At 72.1% G+C, this 17,366-nt stretch carries 15 protein-coding genes; 4 read left to right on the top strand and 11 right to left on the bottom strand.

Features of this window, described 5'->3' with window-relative positions; all coding sequences use genetic code 11:
- Positions 1–44 precede the first annotated feature (44 nt).
- On the bottom strand, positions 45–659 hold the full coding sequence (gene rpsD / locus ACIOFR_RS17540; protein WP_363639237.1) for a 30S ribosomal protein S4: 615 nt from the start codon (positions 657–659) through the stop codon (positions 45–47).
- A 324-nt stretch (positions 660–983) separates the two neighbouring features.
- Positions 984–2,468, bottom strand: a complete 1,485-nt coding sequence (locus ACIOFR_RS17535) for a replication-associated recombination protein A (protein WP_400997806.1) — start codon at positions 2,466–2,468, stop codon at positions 984–986.
- 133 nt (positions 2,469–2,601) lie between these two features.
- Between ACIOFR_RS17535 and ACIOFR_RS17530 the strand changes: the two genes are divergently transcribed.
- Entirely contained in the window at positions 2,602–3,102 is a 501-nt protein-coding gene (locus ACIOFR_RS17530; RefSeq protein WP_400997803.1) for a VOC family protein, read from the top strand.
- A gap of 3 nt (positions 3,103–3,105) precedes the next feature.
- On the opposite strand, the gene ppk2 is transcribed toward ACIOFR_RS17530, so the two are convergent.
- Positions 3,106–3,927, bottom strand: a complete 822-nt coding sequence (gene ppk2 / locus ACIOFR_RS17525; RefSeq protein ID WP_400997801.1) for a polyphosphate kinase 2 — start codon at positions 3,925–3,927, stop codon at positions 3,106–3,108.
- A gap of 208 nt (positions 3,928–4,135) precedes the next feature.
- On the opposite strand from ppk2, the gene ACIOFR_RS17520 reads away from it, so the two are divergent.
- On the top strand, positions 4,136–5,197 hold the full coding sequence (locus ACIOFR_RS17520) for a LysR family transcriptional regulator (protein WP_400997798.1): 1,062 nt from the start codon (positions 4,136–4,138) through the stop codon (positions 5,195–5,197).
- On the opposite strand, the gene ACIOFR_RS17515 is transcribed toward ACIOFR_RS17520, so the two are convergent.
- The 4 genes from ACIOFR_RS17515 to ACIOFR_RS17500 form a co-directional block, all read right to left on the bottom strand.
- A complete protein-coding gene (locus ACIOFR_RS17515; protein ID WP_400997795.1) occupies positions 5,170–5,676 on the bottom strand; it encodes a GNAT family N-acetyltransferase in 507 nt (168 codons plus the stop codon). The genes ACIOFR_RS17520 and ACIOFR_RS17515 overlap by 28 nt on opposite strands.
- Before the next feature lie 113 nt (positions 5,677–5,789).
- A complete protein-coding gene (gene aspS, locus ACIOFR_RS17510) occupies positions 5,790–7,595 on the bottom strand; it encodes an aspartate--tRNA ligase (protein WP_400997792.1) in 1,806 nt (601 codons plus the stop codon).
- A complete protein-coding gene (hisS, locus tag ACIOFR_RS17505; RefSeq protein WP_400997789.1) occupies positions 7,592–8,854 on the bottom strand; it encodes a histidine--tRNA ligase in 1,263 nt (420 codons plus the stop codon). The genes aspS and hisS overlap by 4 nt, the downstream gene beginning before the upstream one ends.
- Before the next feature lie 11 nt (positions 8,855–8,865).
- Positions 8,866–9,573: an MBL fold metallo-hydrolase gene (locus ACIOFR_RS17500; RefSeq protein WP_400997786.1), complete on the bottom strand. Its 708-nt coding sequence runs from the start codon at positions 9,571–9,573 to the stop codon at positions 8,866–8,868.
- A gap of 247 nt (positions 9,574–9,820) precedes the next feature.
- Between ACIOFR_RS17500 and ACIOFR_RS17495 the strand changes: the two genes are divergently transcribed.
- Together ACIOFR_RS17495 and ACIOFR_RS17490 are read left to right on the top strand one after the other, a co-directional pair.
- Positions 9,821–10,624 carry a peptidylprolyl isomerase gene (locus ACIOFR_RS17495; protein WP_400997783.1) on the top strand — a complete coding sequence of 268 codons (804 nt, stop codon included), beginning with the start codon at positions 9,821–9,823 and terminating at the stop codon, positions 10,622–10,624.
- A 250-nt stretch (positions 10,625–10,874) separates the two neighbouring features.
- On the top strand, positions 10,875–12,104 hold the full coding sequence (locus ACIOFR_RS17490) for a DUF349 domain-containing protein (protein ID WP_400997780.1): 1,230 nt from the start codon (positions 10,875–10,877) through the stop codon (positions 12,102–12,104).
- Between the two features lie 102 nt (positions 12,105–12,206).
- On the opposite strand, the gene ACIOFR_RS17485 is transcribed toward ACIOFR_RS17490, so the two are convergent.
- From ACIOFR_RS17485 to secF, 4 genes are all read right to left on the bottom strand, one after another.
- A complete protein-coding gene (locus ACIOFR_RS17485; RefSeq protein WP_400997777.1) occupies positions 12,207–13,019 on the bottom strand; it encodes a hypothetical protein in 813 nt (270 codons plus the stop codon).
- Between the two features lie 100 nt (positions 13,020–13,119).
- Entirely contained in the window at positions 13,120–15,516 is a 2,397-nt protein-coding gene (locus ACIOFR_RS17480; RefSeq protein WP_400997774.1) for a RelA/SpoT family protein, read from the bottom strand.
- Between the two features lie 165 nt (positions 15,517–15,681).
- Positions 15,682–16,233, bottom strand: coding sequence for an adenine phosphoribosyltransferase (locus tag ACIOFR_RS17475; RefSeq protein WP_400997771.1), 552 nt, complete (start codon positions 16,231–16,233; stop codon positions 15,682–15,684).
- A 23-nt stretch (positions 16,234–16,256) separates the two neighbouring features.
- Entirely contained in the window at positions 16,257–17,363 is a 1,107-nt protein-coding gene (gene secF, locus ACIOFR_RS17470) for a protein translocase subunit SecF (protein ID WP_400997768.1), read from the bottom strand.
- Positions 17,364–17,366 lie beyond the last annotated feature (3 nt).

Below are 17,366 nucleotides of genomic sequence, written 5' to 3'. Positions count from 1 at the left end.
GCAGCCGGAAGGCTGCGGGGCTCGGTGTGGTACTCGCTCGCGGGTCAGCGCGAGTAGTACTCGACGACCAGCTGCTCGTCGCAGATCACGGGGATCTCGCGACGCTGCGGCTGACGGTCCAGGCGGAAGGCCAGGGCCTTCAGGTTGACCTCGAGGTACTTCGGGGTCTGGCCCTCGCCGGCGTTGCCGCCCTCGCGAGCCACCTGGAAGGGGGTCTTCTCCTTGGACTTGTCCTTGACGGTGACGACAAAGCCCGGCTTCAGCTGGAACGACGGCTTGTTGACCTTGCCGCCGTTGACCTCGATGTGGCCGTGCACGACCATCTGACGGGCCTGGTAGATGGTGCGGGCGATGCCCGAACGCAGGACCAGGGCGTCGAGACGGGTCTCCAGCTCGGCGATGAGCGCCTCGCCGGTCTTGCCCTCGACCTTCTTGGCACGGTCGAACGCCCGCGCCATCTGCTTCTCGCTCAGGTCGTACTGCGCGCGCAGACGCTGCTTCTCGGTCAGACGGACCTTGTAGTCAGAGTTCTGCTTGCGGCCACGGCCGTGCTGGCCGGGCGGGTACGGGCGGGCCTCGAAGTACTTGACGGACTTCGGGGTCAGCGGGATGCCAAGGGCACGAGCGATCTTGACCTTGGGACGCTTCTGGTTCGCCATGAACCAAACCTTCCTTGCTTTGCGAATACGGCTTCACCAGGTGTTGACGGAGGTCGCTCCTCGCGACCCGGAGAAAAACCACCCCGGGGGGGGTGATCAGCCGCTCTCCGGAGCCGGGCACATCAGTGCATGCACACGAGAGGCCCACCGACCGCGGGGGTGGTGGGCTGCCCGCGACACCGAAAACCGGTGCGCGACGCTCCAGGGGCCGCTCCCGTGAGGGAGTGCCCGTCGGCCGGTGCCCCGCTGGTGCGGCCGGTCGGTCGGGTTCTCACCCGCCGCCGTGCCCGGGACACGGCACTGCCGACCAGTGTACAGGCGATCTCAGGGCGTCCCGGCCGCGGGCTCCCCGCCCTGCGCCCCGGCGCCCGGCCCGGCCGTCGTCCCGCTCCCCGGCGCGGCCTCGGGCGCGGGCTTCGGCTCGGCCTTCGGCGCAGGTTTCGACGCGGGCTTCGGGACGGGCTCGCCGCGCAGCCGCGGCCGCGTCCAGGCGACGGTGTCGGCGTACCGGGCCTCGGCGCCGTGCCGGGTGGGGGTGTAGTAGTCCCGGCCGTGCACGGTGTCGGGCGCGTACTGCTGGGTGGCGATGCCCTCCGGCAGGTCGTGCGGGTAGCGGTAGCCCTGACCGTGGCCGAGTTTGCCCGCCCCGCCGTAGTGCGCGTCCCGAAGGTGCGGCGGGACGGCACCGGCCAGCCCCTGGCGGACGTCGGCCAGGGCCGCGTCGATCGCCAGGTAGGCGGCGTTGGACTTGGGTGCCAGGGCCAGCGCGATCGCGGCCTGCGACAGGATGATCCGGGCCTCCGGGAAGCCGATCAGCGCGACCGCCTGGGCGGCGGCGACGGCCGTCGACAGGGCGGTCGGGTCGGCCAGGCCGATGTCCTCGCTGGCCGAGATCATCAGCCGGCGGGCGATGAACCGCGGGTCCTCCCCCGCCTCGATCATCCGCGCCAGGTAGTGCAGCGCGGCGTCCACGTCGCTGCCGCGGATCGACTTGATCAGCGCGCTGGCCACGTCGTAGTGCTGGTCGCCGTCCTTGTCGTAGCGGACGGCGGCCTTGTCCACGGCCGTCTCGGTGGTGGCCAGGCCGATCTCCGGCTCGCCCTTCTCCAGCGCGGCGCCGGCCGCCGCCTCCAGCGTGGTGAGCGCCCGCCGGGCGTCGCCGCCGGCCAGCCGGACGAGGTGGTCCTCGGCCTCCGGGCTCAGCGCCAGGGCCCCGCCCAGGCCGCGTTCGTCGGCGACCGCGCGGCGCAGCAGGGCGCGGACGTCGTCGTCGGTGAGCGACTCCAGGGTGAGCAGCAGTGAGCGGGAGAGCAGCGGGGAGATCACCGAGAAGTACGGGTTCTCGGTGGTGGCGGCGATCAGGGTGACCCAGCGGTTCTCCACGGCGGGCAGCAGCGAGTCCTGCTGGGCCTTGGAGAAGCGGTGGATCTCGTCCAGGAACAGGACCGTCTCGCGGCCGGACATCCCGACGGCGCGGCGGGCGCCCTCGATCACCGCACGGACCTCCTTGACGCCCGCGGTGATCGCGGAGAGCTCGACGAACCGGCCCTCCACGGCCTGGCTGATCACGTGCGCCAGGGTGGTCTTGCCGGTGCCGGGCGGGCCCCAGAGGATCACCGAGCTGGTGGCGGCCGGGCCGCGCGAGCCGGCCACCAGCCGGCGCAGCGGGGAGCCGTCCTTGAGCAGCCGCCGCTGGCCGGCCACCTCGTCCAGGGTCCGGGGGCGCATCCGCACGGCCAGCGGGGCCCGGCCGGGCTCGGCGGCCTGGCGGTCCTCGGCGGCGGCGGTGAAGAGGTCCGGTTCTTCCACCCCTGAAGGGTATGCGAGGGCACGGACAGCATTCGGACCGTTCCCGAGCCGGCCCGGCAGCGCGGGACCCAGGTAGTTCGAATTTGAACCGCAGGGCGTACGCTGGTCGGACCACCCGGAAGGAGCAGCTCCCATGCCCGTACGCCGCCTCAACCACGCGGTGCTCTGGATCCGCGACATCGACCGCTCGGTCGACTTCTACCGCGACGTCCTGGGCTTCCAGGTCGACCACCTGATGCCCGGCCGGGCCGCCTTCCTGAGCGCCCCCGGCAGCAGCAACGACCACGACCTCGGCCTGTTCGCCCTCGGGCCGGAGGCGCCCGGCCCGGAACAGGGCAGGGTCGGCCTCTACCACCTGGCCTGGGAGGTGGGCACCCTCGGCGAGCTGGCCGAGCTCGGCCACCGGCTGGCCGAGCGGGGCTCGCTGGTCGGCTCCACCGACCACCTGGTCTCCAAGTCCTTCTACGCCAAGGACCCGGACGGCAACGAGTTCGAGCTGATGTGGCGCGTCCCCCGCGAGGACTGGCCGGCGGCGGACTCCGACGCCCGTCCCGGCCCGCTCGACCTCGCCGCCTCGATCGGGCGCTGGGGCCCGGACCTGGTCACCGGGGCGGCCGCCGGTTCGGCCACCTGAGTCTCAGGAGGGCCGGCCGTCCGCCAGGGTCGATGCGTGGTCCGGCACGTACTTCTGCAGGTCGCGCGGCGGGCGCCGGTACCCCTGCGACTCGGGCCTGGGCGGCAGCTCGACCTCGGGCCGGCGGACCTCCTGGTACGGGACGGATCCGAGCAGGTGGGCGATCATGTTGATCCGGGACCGGCGCTTGTCGTCGCTCTCGACCACGTTCCAGGGGGAGGCCGGGATGTCGGTGTGGACGAACATCTCGTCCTTGGCCCGGGAGTAGTCCTCCCAGCGGCTGATCGACTCGATGTCCATCGGCGAGAGCTTCCACTGCCGCATCGGATCCGCCATCCGGTCCCGGAAGCGGCGCTCCTGCTCGACGTCGCTGACCGAGAACCAGTACTTGCGCAGCAGGATCCCGGCCTCGATCAGCATCCGTTCGAAGGTGGGGCACTGGTGCAGGAACTGCTGGTACTCCTCGTGGGTGCAGAAGCCCATCACCTTCTCGACCCCGGCCCGGTTGTACCAGCTGCGGTCGAAGAGCACGATCTCGCCGGCGGCGGGCAGCTGCTCGACGTAGCGCTGGAAGTACCACTGCCCGCGCTGGCGCTCGGTCGGCGCGGGGAGTGCCGCCACCCGGGCGATGCGCGGGTTCAGGTACTCGGTGACCCGCTTGATCGCGCCGCCCTTGCCGGCCGCGTCCCGGCCCTCGAAGACCACGACCAGCCGGACACCCTCGGCGCGCACCCACTCCTGGAGCTTCACCAGCTCGTACTGCAGGCGCAGCAGCTCCGCCTCGTACGGTTTCCTGGGGAGCCGATCCTTGCTCTTCTTGGCCACCGGGCCCTCCGTTCGCGTGCCGCTGACGATCACTCACGCTACGGGTCTCCGGCCGCCCGCGCAGGTCGGACGGGGCGAAAGGCACGTCGGGCGCGACCCGGCACCGGCAGTCCCCTGCACGGCCGGTGCCGGTTCACGCCCGACGAGTGATCAACTCTCCCCCGGACCCGACCGATACGGCAAATTCCCCGTTCCATAACCTTGCGGCATGGACATCGACACCCGACTGCTCCGCTACTTCGTCGCGGTCTGCGAGGAGGGACGGCTGACCGGGGCCGCCGCGAGGCTGTTCGTGAGCCAACCGACCCTGACCAAGCAGATCCGCCAGCTGGAGGCCCAGCTGGGCACGGCGCTCTTCGAGCGGTCCCGGGAGGGGATGACCCCCACGCCCGCCGGCCGCGCCCTCGCGGAGCGGGCGCAGTCCCTGCTGAGCGGCTGGGAGGAGGCCCTGCGGGCCACCCGACAGGCGGCCACCCAGGCCGAGGGCACGCTGCGGGTCGGCTTCGAGGGCAGCACCATCAACGTGGTGGACCGCGCCACCGTCGAGGACTTCGCCCGCCGGATGCCGGGCTGGCAGGTGCAGATGCGGCAGAACAACTGGTTCGACCCCACCTCGGGCCTGGCCTCCGGGGAGATCGACCTGGCCCTGTGGCACGCCCCCGCGTCGGTCTCCACCGCGTACAACTGCGCCGAGCTCGGGGTGGAGGACCGCTGGGCGGTGCTGCCGGCCGGCCACCGGCTGGCCGACCGGGCTCTGCTGGACGTCGCGGAGCTGCTGGACGAGGACTTCGTGGCCATCCCGCTGGAGGCCGGGCACTGGCGCGACTACTGGCTCGCCGCCGAGGAGCGCGGCGGCCGGCCGGCCCGGATCGGTGCGGTCGCGCACAACGCGGACGAGTGGCTGACCGCGGTGGCCTGCGGCCAGGGCATCGGCTTCGCACCGGAGACGATGAGCCGGCTGGCCTCCCGGCCCGGGGTGGTCTACCGGCCGGTGCGCGGGCTCAGCGCCAGCCGGGTGGGTCTGTACTGGCCGCTGGGCCGGCCGCTGACACCGGCGATGGCGGCGTTCGTGCGCAGCTGCCGGGAGACCGTGCGGGTCGGGGCGGCCGGTCCGGGCGCGTCGCCGTGGGACACCGTGCCCGCGCAGCGCGATCCCGGATCCCGCGCCCCGCAGGGCGTCGAACCGGCCGGCGTGCGCTCGGGTGCCCGGGCGGGTACGAGCCCGTGCGCGCCCGGCGGCGCTCAGACCGCCGCGAACGGCGCCGGGTAGCGGCAGACCCCCTGGGGCCGGCTCCCGGAGCCGGCCAGCGGCAGGACCTGGAAGTACGCGTCGGGCACCTCGAACGGTCCGCTGATCCGGTGCCGCGAGGCCGGCTCGAAGCCGAACCTGCCGTAGTACCCGGGGTCGCCCAGCACCACCACCAGGCGCTCCCCCGCCGTCGTCGCCGCCTCCAGCGCGGCCCGTACCAGCGCGGTGCCGACGCCCTTGCGCTGCCACTCGGGCGCGACGGCCACCGGTGCGAGCGAGAGCCCCTGGCCGTCGCCGACCCGGAGCCGGGTGAGCAGGACGTGCCCGACGATCAGGTCGCGCTCGTCGACGGCGACCACCGAGAGGTCCGGCACCCAGGCGCCGTCCCGGCGGAGCGCGTCCACCAGGTCCGCCTCCTCGGGGCCGGGGAAGGCCGCCATGTGGACCCGTCTGGTGGCGGGGGCGTCCGCCGGGATTTCGACTCTGATACGGATGGTCATCTTCGACCCCTCTGCTGTGGCACGCCGTTGTGCACCGGCCCCGGGCGGGGCGAGCCTACCGTGAGGTGGTTCGCGCCGACCGGGGCCGTGAGCATGGTGTTACTGACCGGGTGTCAGGACTTGACCTCGGGAGCCGGGTTGCCGGTCTCCGGCTTGTCCGCCTCGGCGCCCTTCGGCTTGGCGTCGACGCCGGCCTCGCGGCGCTGGGCCGGAGTGATCGGAGTCGGGGCGCCGGTGAGCGGGTCGCCGCCGGTGCTGGTCTTCGGGAAGGCAATCACGTCCCGGATGGTGTCGTACCCGCCGAGGAGGGTGACGATGCGGTCCAGGCCGAAGGCGACACCACCGTGCGGCGGCGGGCCGTAGTTGAAGGCGTCCAGCAGGAAGCCGAACTGCGACTGGGCCTCCTCCTCGGAGAGCCCGATCGCGTCGAACGCGCGCTTCTGCACGTCCCGCTGGTGGATACGGATCGAGCCGCCGCCCAGCTCGGAGCCGTTGAGCACCAGGTCGTACGCGTTGGAGAGCGCGCTGCCCGGGTCGGTGTCGAAGGTCGCCAGCGACTCGGCGGTCGGCGCGGTGAACGGGTGGTGCACCGCGTGCCAGCCCTGGAACTGGCCCTTGTCGTCCTCGATCGGCTCGAACATCGGGAAGTCGACCACCCAGAGGAAGGCCCACTGCGACTCGTCGATCAGGTCGCAGCGGCGGCCGATCTCCAGCCGGGCCGCGCCGAGCAGCTCCTGCGAGGCGGCCTTCTTGCCCGCCGCGAAGAACACCGCGTCGCCGGGCTTGGCGCCGGCCGCGGCGGCCAGACCGGCCAGGTGGTCCTCGGAGAGGTTCTTGGCGACCGGGCCGCGCAGCTCGCCGGTCTCGGCGTCCACCAGCACGTAGGCCAGGCCGCGGGCGCCGCGCGCCTTGGCCCAGTCCTGCCAGGCGTCCAGCTGCTTGCGCGGCTGCGAGGCGCCGCCGGGCATGACGACCGCGCCGACGTACGGGGCCTGGAAGACCCGGAACTCGGTGCCGGCGAAGTACTCGGTGAGGTCGGTCAGCTCCTGGCCGAAGCGGACGTCCGGCTTGTCGGAGCCGTAGCGGTTCATCGCGTCGGCGTAGCTCATCCGCGGCAGCGGGTTCGGGATCTCGTACCCGTGCACCTGGCGCCAGATGGCACCGACGATCTTCTCGCCGAGGGCCAGGATGTCCTCCTGGTCGACGAAGGACGCCTCGATGTCCAGCTGGGTGAACTCCGGCTGCCGGTCGGCGCGGAAGTCCTCGTCGCGGAAGCAGCGGGCGATCTGGTAGTACCGCTCCATGCCGGCCACCATCAGCAGCTGCTTGAACAGCTGGGGCGACTGCGGCAGGGCGTACCAGTGGCCGGGCTGCAGGCGGACCGGGACGAGGAAGTCGCGGGCGCCCTCGGGGGTGGAGCGGGTGAGGTACGGCGTCTCGATGTCGAGGTAGTCGTTCTCCTCCATCACCGTGCGGATGATGTTGTTGACCTTGGAGCGCAGGCGCAGCGCGCGGGCCGGGCCCTCACGGCGGAGGTCCAGGTAGCGGTAGCGCAGGCGCACCTCCTCGTTGACCGTGCCGGGCTCGTACTCGGCGACCGGGAACGGCACCGGGGCGGCCTCGGAGAGCACCTCCAGGTCGCTGACCACGACCTCGATCGCGCCGGTGGCGATCTCGGCGTTCTCGTTGCCCTCGGGGCGGACCCGGACCTCGCCGGTGACCTTGACGCAGTACTCGGCGCGCAGGCTGCCGATGGCCTCCAGGTCACGGGCCACGATCTGCACGGTGCCGGAGGCGTCGCGGAGGTCGATGAACGCGACTCCGCCGTGGTCACGGCGGCGGGCGACCCAGCCGGCCAGGGTGACGGTGGTGCCGGCGTGCTCCGCGCGGAGCGTGCCCGCGTCGTGCGTGCGGATCACAGCTGCTTCTCCTTCAGGGTGGTGACGAGTGCTTCGAGGGCGACGGGCGTCTGCTCGCCGGTGGTCATGTCCTTGAGCTGGACGACGCCTTCGGCGAGGTCGCGCTCGCCCGCGACCAGGGCGTAGCGCGCACCCGAGCGGTCGGCGGACTTCATGGCGTTCTTGATGCCCTTGACGCCGAACGCCAGGTCCGTCGCGACGCCGGCCCGGCGCAGCTCCACCACCTTGGCGAACAGGACGTTCTTGGCCTCCTCGCCGAGCGCGACGGCGTACACGGAGGTGGCGGCGGGCAGGTCGAGGACGATGCCCTCGGCCTCCATCGCGAGGAAGGTGCGGTCCACGCCGAGGCCCCAGCCGACGGACGGCAGCGCCGGGCCGCCGAGCATCTCGGACAGGCCGTCGTAGCGGCCGCCGCCGCCGATCGCGGACTGGGCGCCGAGGCCGTTGTGCACGAACTCGAAGGTGGTGCGGGTGTAGTAGTCCAGGCCGCGGACCAGCTTCGGGTCGTCGACGAAGGCGACGCCGGCGGCGGTGAGCAGCTCGCGGACCTGCTCGTCGTACGCCTTGCAGTCCTCGCAGAGGTAGTCCCGCAGCCGGGGGGCGTCGGTGAGCTGGGCCTGGACGGACTCGCGCTTGTCGTCGAGCACCCGCAGCGGGTTGATCTCCGCGCGGCGGCGGGTGTCGTCATCGAGGTCGAGCCCGGCCAGGAACCCGACCAGGGCGGCCCGGTAGACCGGCCGGCACTGCTTGTCGCCGAGGCTGTTGAGCAGCAGCGAGTAGGAGCGCAGGCCCAGCGAGCGGAACGCGTCGTCGGCCAGGATGATCAGCTCGGCGTCCAGTGCCGGGTCCTCGGCGCCGATCGCCTCCGCGCCGACCTGGGCGAACTGGCGGTAGCGGCCCTTCTGGGCCCGCTCGTAGCGGTAGAAGGAGCCGGAGTACCAGAGCTTGACCGGCAGGTTGCCCTGCTTGTGCAGGTTGGCCTGGAGGGCGGCGCGGACGACCGAGGCGGTGCCCTCGGGGCGCAGCGCCAGCTCGTCGCCGCCCTTGGTGGTGAGGGTGTACATCTCCTTGGTGACGATGTCGGTGGACTCGCCGACACCGCGGGAGAAGAGCTTGACGTCCTCGAAGACCGGCGTCTCGATGTAGCCGTACCCGGCCCGGCGCGCGGGGCCGGAGAGCCGGTCGCGGATCGCCAGGTAGGTCGCGGAGCTCGGCGGCAGCAGGTCGTAGGTGCCCTTGGGGGCGGTGAAGGTGCTCAACTTCTCTTCCGTCACATTCCTCGTCGCGGGACGGCCGGGGCGTCCAGCGCACCGGCCGCCTGCTGGAGGTAGGGGTTGGTGGCGCGCTCACGGCCGATGGTGGTCTGGGAGCCGTGGCCGGACAGGACCACGGTGGCGTCGTCGAGGGGCAGGCACACCCGGGCCAGCGACCGCATGATGGCCGCGCTGTCGCCGCCCGGGAGGTCCGTGCGCCCGATGGAGCCGGCGAAGAGCAGGTCGCCCGAGAACAGCACCGGCGGGATCTCGGCCGACGCGGGCGTCCTGAAGGTCACCGACCCCTTGGTATGGCCGGGCGCGTGGTCGACGGTGAGCTGCAGGCCGGCCAGTTCCAGCAGGCTGCCGTCCGTGAGCTCCCGGACGTCGTCCGGCTCGCCGACGCTGAGGCTGCCCATCAGCTGCTGCCCGAGCGAGCGGCCGAGCGCCCGCTCCGGGTCGGCCATCATGTAGCGGTCCTCGGGGTGGATCCAGGCGGGCACGCCGCGGGCGCCGCAGATCGGCATCACCGAGGCGATGTGGTCGATGTGCCCGTGGGTGAGGACCACCGCGACGGGCTTCAACCGGTGCTCGCGGATGAGGTCCTCGACGCCGCGGGTGGCCTCGTGACCGGGGTCGACGATCACGCACTCCTCGCCGGCGGCCGGCGCTACCAGGTAGCAGTTGGTGCCCCAGGCCCCGGCGGGAAATCCGGCGACGAACAACGCGAGTCCTCTTCGGTCGGGGGCGGGCGTTCCGGTGTCACCGCCTGGTCACGTGGCAGCCTACCGGCGGGACGGCACCGCGGGCGAACCCGTTACCACGCGCCCCCCGCGGGTCGTTCCCGGCCCGCACGCCGCTCGCTTGACCTCGAACTTACGCACAGGGTCCTTACACTTGGCCGCCGGCAGGTGCGATGATCCGCATCGGCACTTTCCCAGACGTTCAGCGCCTACGTAGGAGACACGGTCGGTGGCCAGCAGCAACGAACAGCGGCGGCGGCAGCTCGCTCGAGAGAAGTACGAGCGCCAGGCAACACGTCGGGCGGAGGCCCACAAGCACCGCAAGCAGCGGAACGCGATCGTCGGCGCCGCGCTCGCGGTCGTGGTGGTCGCCGCCGGCGGTGCCTGGGCGGGCGGGGTCTTCGACTCCTCGGACAAGGGCAAGAACAACTCGCCCCAGGCCGCTCCCGACAAGACCGCCCCCGCCGCCCAGGTCAAGGGCTGCAACCCGCCGGCCGCGGGCACGCCGAACGGCAAGCAGTGGCAGACCGAGCCGGCCATGTCCGTCGACACCAAGGCGGCCTACACGGCGACCCTGGACACCAGCTGCGGCCCGGTGACCGTCAGCCTGGACGCCGCCAAGGCGCCGCACACGGTGAACTCCTTCGCGTTCCTCGCCGGTGAGCAGTACTTCGACCACGTGAAGTGCCACCGCCTCACCACCGAGGGCATCTACGTCCTCCAGTGCGGCGACCCGACCGGCACCGGCTCCGGCGGCCCGGGCTACAAGTTCCCGGACGAGAACCTGACCGGCGCCACCTACCCGGCCGGCACCCTGGCGATGGCCAACGCCGGCCCGGGCACCAACGGCAGCCAGTTCTTCCTGGTCTACAAGGACACCCAGCTGCCGCCGAACTACACCCCGTTCGGCAAGATCACCGGCGGCCTGGACGTGCTCCAGAACATCGCCGGCGGCGGGGTCCAGGGTGGCGGCGGCGACGGTGCCCCGGTCGCCGACGTGGTGCTCAACAAGGTTGCCGTCGCCAAGGGTTGACGGATCCCGGTGCCGCGTCCCGGGCCCGGGGCGCGGCACCGGAGGAAATCGCCCGGCCCGGATGCGGACAGCACCGGCGCTGGTCGCCTATGTTGCTGTTGTATAGGGTTCCCTGACCGTCGGCCGTCACCCTCGGCGCAACACTCGGACGGCTCGGACGGCGGACTCCATCGGTCCGCCGCACATCAACTGTGGACGACGTACGCGCCCCGCACCTCCGCGGGCCGCGGCGTCATGTGGAGGAGGCGCTGTGAGCAGCGACCCGTGGGGCCGTGTCGACGAGCAGGGGACCGTGTACGTCAGGACCGCGGACGGCGAACGTGCCGTCGGCTCCTGGCAGGCCGGCTCCCCGGAGGAGGCCCTCGCCTACTTCGAGCGGAAGTACCAGGGCCTGGAGGCCGAGATCGGCCTGCTGGAGCACCGCGTCCGCAAGACCGACCTGGCCGCCAAGGAGGCGCAGGTCGCGCTGGACCACCTGCGCGCGCAGGTGGTCGAGGCGCACGCGGTCGGCGACCTGGACGCGCTGGCCAAGCGCCTCGACACGCTGTCCGGTGAGATCGAGACCCGGCAGACCGAGCGCCGGGCCGCCCGGGCGAAGGCCCAGGAGGAGACCCGGGCCGCCAAGGAGGCGCTGGTCGCCGAGGCCGAGCGGCTCGCCGAGTCGACCCAGTGGCGGGAGGCCGGGGACCGGCTGCGGGCCCTGGTGGACAGCTGGAAGGCGCTCCCGCGGCTGGACCGCAAGAGTGACGACGAGCTGTGGCACCGCTTCTCGCACGCCCGCTCGGTCTTCTCCAAGCACCGCAAGGCGCACTTCGCCGCGCTGGACACCGAGCGCGACCAGGCCCGTGCGGTGAAGGAGAAGCTGGTCGCCGAGGCGGAGGCGCTCTCCGACTCCACCGAGTGGGGTGCGACCGCCGCCGCGTACCGCGACCTGATGACCCAGTGGAAGGCCGCCGGGCGCGCCCAGCGCGACGCGGAGGAGGAGCTGTGGGCCCGCTTCCGGGGTGCGCAGGACGTCTTCTTCCAGGCCCGGTCCGCGACCTTCAGCGAGCGCGACGCCGAGCAGGGTGAGAACCAGAAGCTCAAGGAGGCCCTGCTGGTCGAGGCGGAGGCGATCCTGCCGATCACCGACCTCAAGGCCGCCAAGGCCGCGCTGCGGGACGTCAACGAGCGCTGGGAGGCCATCGGCCACGTGCCGCGGGACGCCCGGCCGAAGCTCGACGCCCGGCTGAACACCGTCGAGCGGGCGATCCGCGAGGCGGAGGACGCCGAGTGGCAGCGCTCCAACCCGGAGGCCCGGGCGCGCGCGGCCGGCATGACCGGGCTGCTCCAGCAGGCCGTGGACAAGCTCCGGGCCGACCTGGACAAGGCCCGGGCGGCCGGCAACGCGAGCCGGGTCGCCAAGCTGGAGTCCGAGCTGGCGGGCCGGCAGGCCCTGCTGGACCAGGCCCAGAAGAGCCTTGAGGAGTTCAGCGGCTGATCGTCCGGCGGCACCTGGCTCCGGCGCTCCGCGCGACGAGAGGCCCCCTCCGCGGAGGGGGCCTCTCGCGTACCGGCGACGGGTCGGGCCCGCCGGGGCGGCTCAGACCGTGGACGGCCGGCCGGTCGCGCCGGACTCGCGCTGGAGCTCGTCCAGGTCCAGCGACTGGTCCTCGGACGGCGCGGTGGCCGCGACCCGGGCGCCGAAGTCCTTGAAGTCCAGCTGTCCGGTGTCCGTGCCGCCGACCTTCTCCAGCCGTACCGGGTAGGGCCGGCCCTCGACCGCCACGTAGAGCGTGCCCGGCGCGCCGTCCTGGGTGGTGATCACCGAGACCACCGGGGCGCCCTCCACCGTGGTCCGGGTGCCCGCGCTGAGCGGGCCGTTGTCGGTACCGATCAGGTCGGCCATCCCGTTCAGGTCGCAGAGCGAGGCGACGTCCGAGAAGTCGGTGTTGTCGGTGGTGGTCCTCAGGTACTTGTCGCCGACCAGTTGGGCGATCGCCGGGCCGCCGTGGGTCTGCCAGAACTCCTGGTCGGGCTTGATCCAGAGCTGCTCGCCGACCTTGACGACCCGGAATCCGCCCTGGCCGTCCAGGCTCATGGTGCCGGCGCAGTGCGCGTCGGAGTCCATCGCGAGGTCGAGGGTGGTCGTCTCCCCTGCCGAGTCCACCCGGCCGGTGACGTGCACGCTGTGGCTGTCCTTGAGCGCCTGCACCGAGCGGTCGACGATCTGGCGCGGCTCCAGGCTCTCCACGCCGTTCGGGCTGCCGGTGGCGCCGGAGGCCTCACCGGGGCCGCCCGCGGACGCGCTGCCGCCGCTGCCCCCGCCTCCCCCGCCGCCGCCACCGCAGCCGGTGGCACCCGCCGCCAGGCCGGCGCCGATCACCACTGCCACGACCATCTGCCTGCCACGCATCGCGGCCTCCGCGAGTCGACACTCAAAGCACCGGATCGGACGGTGACATTCTGTGCCGGTCGCGGAGGCCGCGCATCCGCAGTCGGGGGCCGCCCGGGCGCTACTTGCGCGCCGAGGTCACCCGGTACACGTCGTAGACGCCCTCGACGCCGCGAACGGCCTTGAGCACGTGGCCGAGGTGCTTCGGGTCTCCCATCTCGAAGGTGAAGCGGCTCATCGCCACCCGGTCCCGGGAGGTCTGCACCGCCGCCGACAGGATGTTGACGTGCTGGTCGGAGAGCACCCGGGTGACGTCCGAGAGCAGCCGGGAGCGGTCCAGCGCCTCGACCTGGATGGCCACCAGGAAGACCGAGGACTGGGTGGCCGCCCACTCGACCTCGATCATCCGCTCGGGCTGCTGGGTCAGGGACTCCACGTTGACGCAGTCCGCGCGGTGCACCGAGACGCCGTTGCCCCGGGTGATGAAGCCGACGATCGGGTCGCCCGGCACCGGGGTGCAGCAGCGGGAGAGCTTGACCCAGACGTCCTCGACGCCCTTGACGATCACGCCCGGGTCGCCCTTGGCCCGGCGGCGCACCGCCCGGCTCTGGTGGGTCGGGGTGGCCGTCTCGGCGAGGTCCTCGACCGCGCCCTCCTCGCCGCCGAGCGCCTGGACCAGCTTCTGCACGATGGACTGGGCCGTGACGTGGCCCTCGCCGATCGCCGCGTACAGGGAGGAGATGTCCGGGTAGCGCATCTCGTGCGCCAGGGTGACCAGCGAGTCGCCGGTGAGGATGCGCTGGATCGGCAGGCCCTGCTTGCGCATCGCCCGGGCGATCGCCTCCTTGCCGTGCTCGATCGCCTCCTCGCGGCGCTCCTTGGAGAACCACGCACGGATCTTGTTCCGGGCCCGCGGCGACTTGACGAAGGTGAGCCAGTCCCGGGACGGGCCGGCGTTCTCCGCCTTGGAGGTGAAGACCTCGACCGCGTCGCCGTTCTCCAGGGTCGACTCCAGCGGCACCAGGCGGCCGTTGACCCTGGCCCCTATGCAGCGGTAGCCGACCTCGGTGTGCACCGCGAAGGCGAAGTCCACCGGGGTGGAGCTGGCCGGCAGCGCTATCACGTCGCCCTTGGGCGTGAAGACGAAGACCTCGTTGTTGGAGAGGTCGAAGCGCAGCGATTCGAGGAACTCGCTCGGGTCCTCGGTCTCCTTCTGCCAGTCCAGCAGCTGCCGCAGCCAGGCCATCTCGTTGACCGCGTCGGCCTTGTCGTGCTGACGCCCGTGCGTGGGGGTGTCGGTGCGGACCTTGGAGGCGCCGGCGACCGCACGCTGCTTGTACTTCCAGTGCGCCGCGATGCCGTACTCGGCCCGGCGGTGCATGTCGAAGGTCCGGATCTGCAGCTCGACCGGCTTGCCGCCGGGTCCGATCACCGTGGTGTGCAGCGACTGGTACATGTTGAACTTGGGCATCGCGATGTAGTCCTTGAACCGCCCCGGCACCGGGTTCCACCGCGCGTGGATGGTGCCCAGCGCCGCGTAGCAGTCGCGGACGGTGTCGACCAGGACCCGGATGCCCACCAGGTCGTAGATCTCGGCGAAGTCGCGGCCGCGCACGATCATCTTCTGGTAGACCGAGTAGTAGTGCTTCGGCCGGCCGGTGGTCTGCGCGGTGATCCGGGCCCCGCGCAGGTCGCCCTGGACCTGGTCGATCACGGTGGCCAGGTACTCGTCCCGCTTGGGCGCGCGCTCGGCCACCAGACGGACGATCTCGTCGTACATCTTGGGGTAGAGGATCGCGAAGGCGAGGTCCTCCAGCTCCCACTTGATGGTGTTCATGCCCAGCCGGTGCGCCAGCGGGGCGTAGATCTCCAGCGTCTCGCGGGCCTTCTTCTCCTGCTTCTCCCGCTTGAGGTAGCGCATGGTGCGCATGTTGTGCAGGCGGTCGGCCAGCTTGATCACCAGGACCCGCGGGTCCTTGGCCATCGCCACGACCATCTTGCGGACGGTCTCCGCCTGGGCGGCCTCGCCGAACTTCACCCGGTCCAGCTTGGTGACGCCGTCGACCAGCAGGGCGACCGAGTCGCCGAAGTCGCGGCGCAGCGTCTCCAGGCCGTAGTCGGTGTCCTCGACGGTGTCGTGCAGCAGCCCGGCCATCAGGGTCGGGGCGTCCATGCCCAGCTCGGCCAGGATGGTGGCGACCGCCAGCGGGTGGGTGATGTACGGGTCGCCGCTCTTGCGCTTCTGGCCGCGGTGCCACTTCTCGGCGACCGCGTAGGCGTTCTCGATGTCCTTGAGCAGCACCGGGTCGGCCTTCGGGTCCTGCGCCCGGATGGTGCGGAACAGCGGCTCCAGCACGGGGTTGACCGTGGAGCTGCGCTGTCCGCCGAGGCGGGCCAGCCGGGCGCGCATGCCGCCGGAGGACGGCCGGGGGGCGGCGGGCGGCCCGGGGCGTACCGGGGCCGTACCGGAGGGCGCGGGCCTGGTCTGGTCAGCCGTGGGCACAACCTCGTCGGGCAAGGACACTCCTCGGGGGCGCGGGGCCTGCCCCTCGCACTGGTGGGCAGGGGTGAACCTTCATGGTACCGAGAGTGCAGGCCGGGCGTTCCGCCGCCCGGCCGGGAACGCCCGAGGGGGCGCACAGCTTTCGCCGTGCGCCCCCTCGGGGGTGGGATCGGGACGGTCTCAGACCGTCACCAGCGTCTCCAGCGGGGCGCCGCCCAGATGCGGCAGCAGCCGCTCCCGGCCGGGCAGGAAGCCCAGCTCCATCAGCACCACCACGCCCACCAGCTCCACGCCGGCCTGGCGGACCAGGTCCACCGAGGCGCCGATGGTGCCGCCGGTGGCCAGCACGTCGTCCACCACCAGGACCTTCTCACCCGGGGCGAACGCGTCGCACTGCACCTCCAGGGTGGCCGAGCCGTACTCCAGGTCGTAGGACTTCCGGAACACCTCGCCGGGCAGCTTGCCCGCCTTGCGGATCGGCACGAAGCCGAGCCCGGCCGCGAAGGCCGCCGGGGCGGCCAGCACGAACCCCCGCGCCTCCAGACCGACCACCTTGGTCGCACCGAGCGCCCTGGCCCGGTCGGCCAGCGCCCGGGTGAGGGCCGCGAAGGCCTCGGCGTCGGCCAGCAGCGGCGCGATGTCCTTGAACAGCACGCCGGGCTTGGGGTAATCCGGTACGTCCCGGATCCGGCTGTCGAGCAGCGCGGCCAGGGCGGGGTCAGCGGAGGTCACGGGGGTCCTTACGGAGTGCGGGCTCAGTGCTTGCCGGAGGGGCGGCCCTTGCCGCGGGCGCGGCCGACCGGCTGGTTGCGCTGACCAACCATACCCGCCGGGACGTCACCGTCCGGCTCACCGTCCCCGGCCTGGTCCCCGCCCGCCTGCTCGGCCGCCTTGGCGTCCGCGGCGCGGCGCTGCGCGACCCGCTTGGCCAGGTCCTTCATCTCCGGGGTCGCCTCCTTGAGCTGCGCGAGCAGCGGGGTGGCGACGCAGATGGAGGAGTACGCACCGGCCGCGAGGCCGATGAACAGGGCGAGCGAGATGTCGTTCAGGGTGCCGGCGCCCAGGATGCCGCCGCCGATGAACAGCAGCGCGGCGACCGGGAGCAGGGCGACCACGGTGGTGTTGATCGAACGCACCAGGGTCTGGTTGAGGCCGAGGTTGGCCGCCTCGCTGTAGGTGCGCTTGTTCTGCTTGGCGATGCCCCGGGTGTTCTCCTTCACCGTGTCGAAGACGACGACGGTGTCGTAGAGCGAGTAGCCCAGGATGGTGAGGAAGCCGATCACGGTGCCCGGGGTGACCTCGAAGCCCACCAGGGCGTACACGCCGATGGTGATCAGGAGGTCGTGGATCAGGGCGACCAGGGCGGCCAGGGCCATCCGCCACTCGAAGGCGACGGCCAGGTAGATGGTGACCAGCACCATGAAGATCACCAGGCCGAGCAGCGCCTTCTGGGAGATCTCGTGGCCCCAACTGGGGCCGATCACCTGGGCGTTGACCTCGTTCTGCGGAACGCCGAGGTCCTTGGCGAGCTGCTCGGTGAAGGTCTCCGCGTCCACGTTGGAGGCCGAGCTCACCTGGATCCGGACGTCACCCTTGTCGGTCTTCTGGACCAGGGCGGTCGAGTCGTGGGTGATCTTGTTGGCGGCGTCCTGCGCCTGGGAGACCGACAGGCCCGGCTTGTTGACCGTGTAGACCGACCCGCCCTTGAACTCGATGCCCAGGTGCAGGCCCATGGCCAGACCGATCGCGGCGACCAGGACGATCACACCGGAGATCGAGTACCAGAGCTTGCGGCGGCCGACGAAGTCGAAGCTGATCTCGCCCTGGTAGAGGCGGTGGCCGATGTTGCCGAAGCGCGACATGGC

Source organism: Kitasatospora sp. NPDC088346 (assembly GCF_044740765.1).
Classification (GTDB): domain Bacteria; phylum Actinomycetota; class Actinomycetes; order Streptomycetales; family Streptomycetaceae; genus Kitasatospora.
This window is presented reverse-complemented; position numbering and strand designations above follow the sequence as displayed.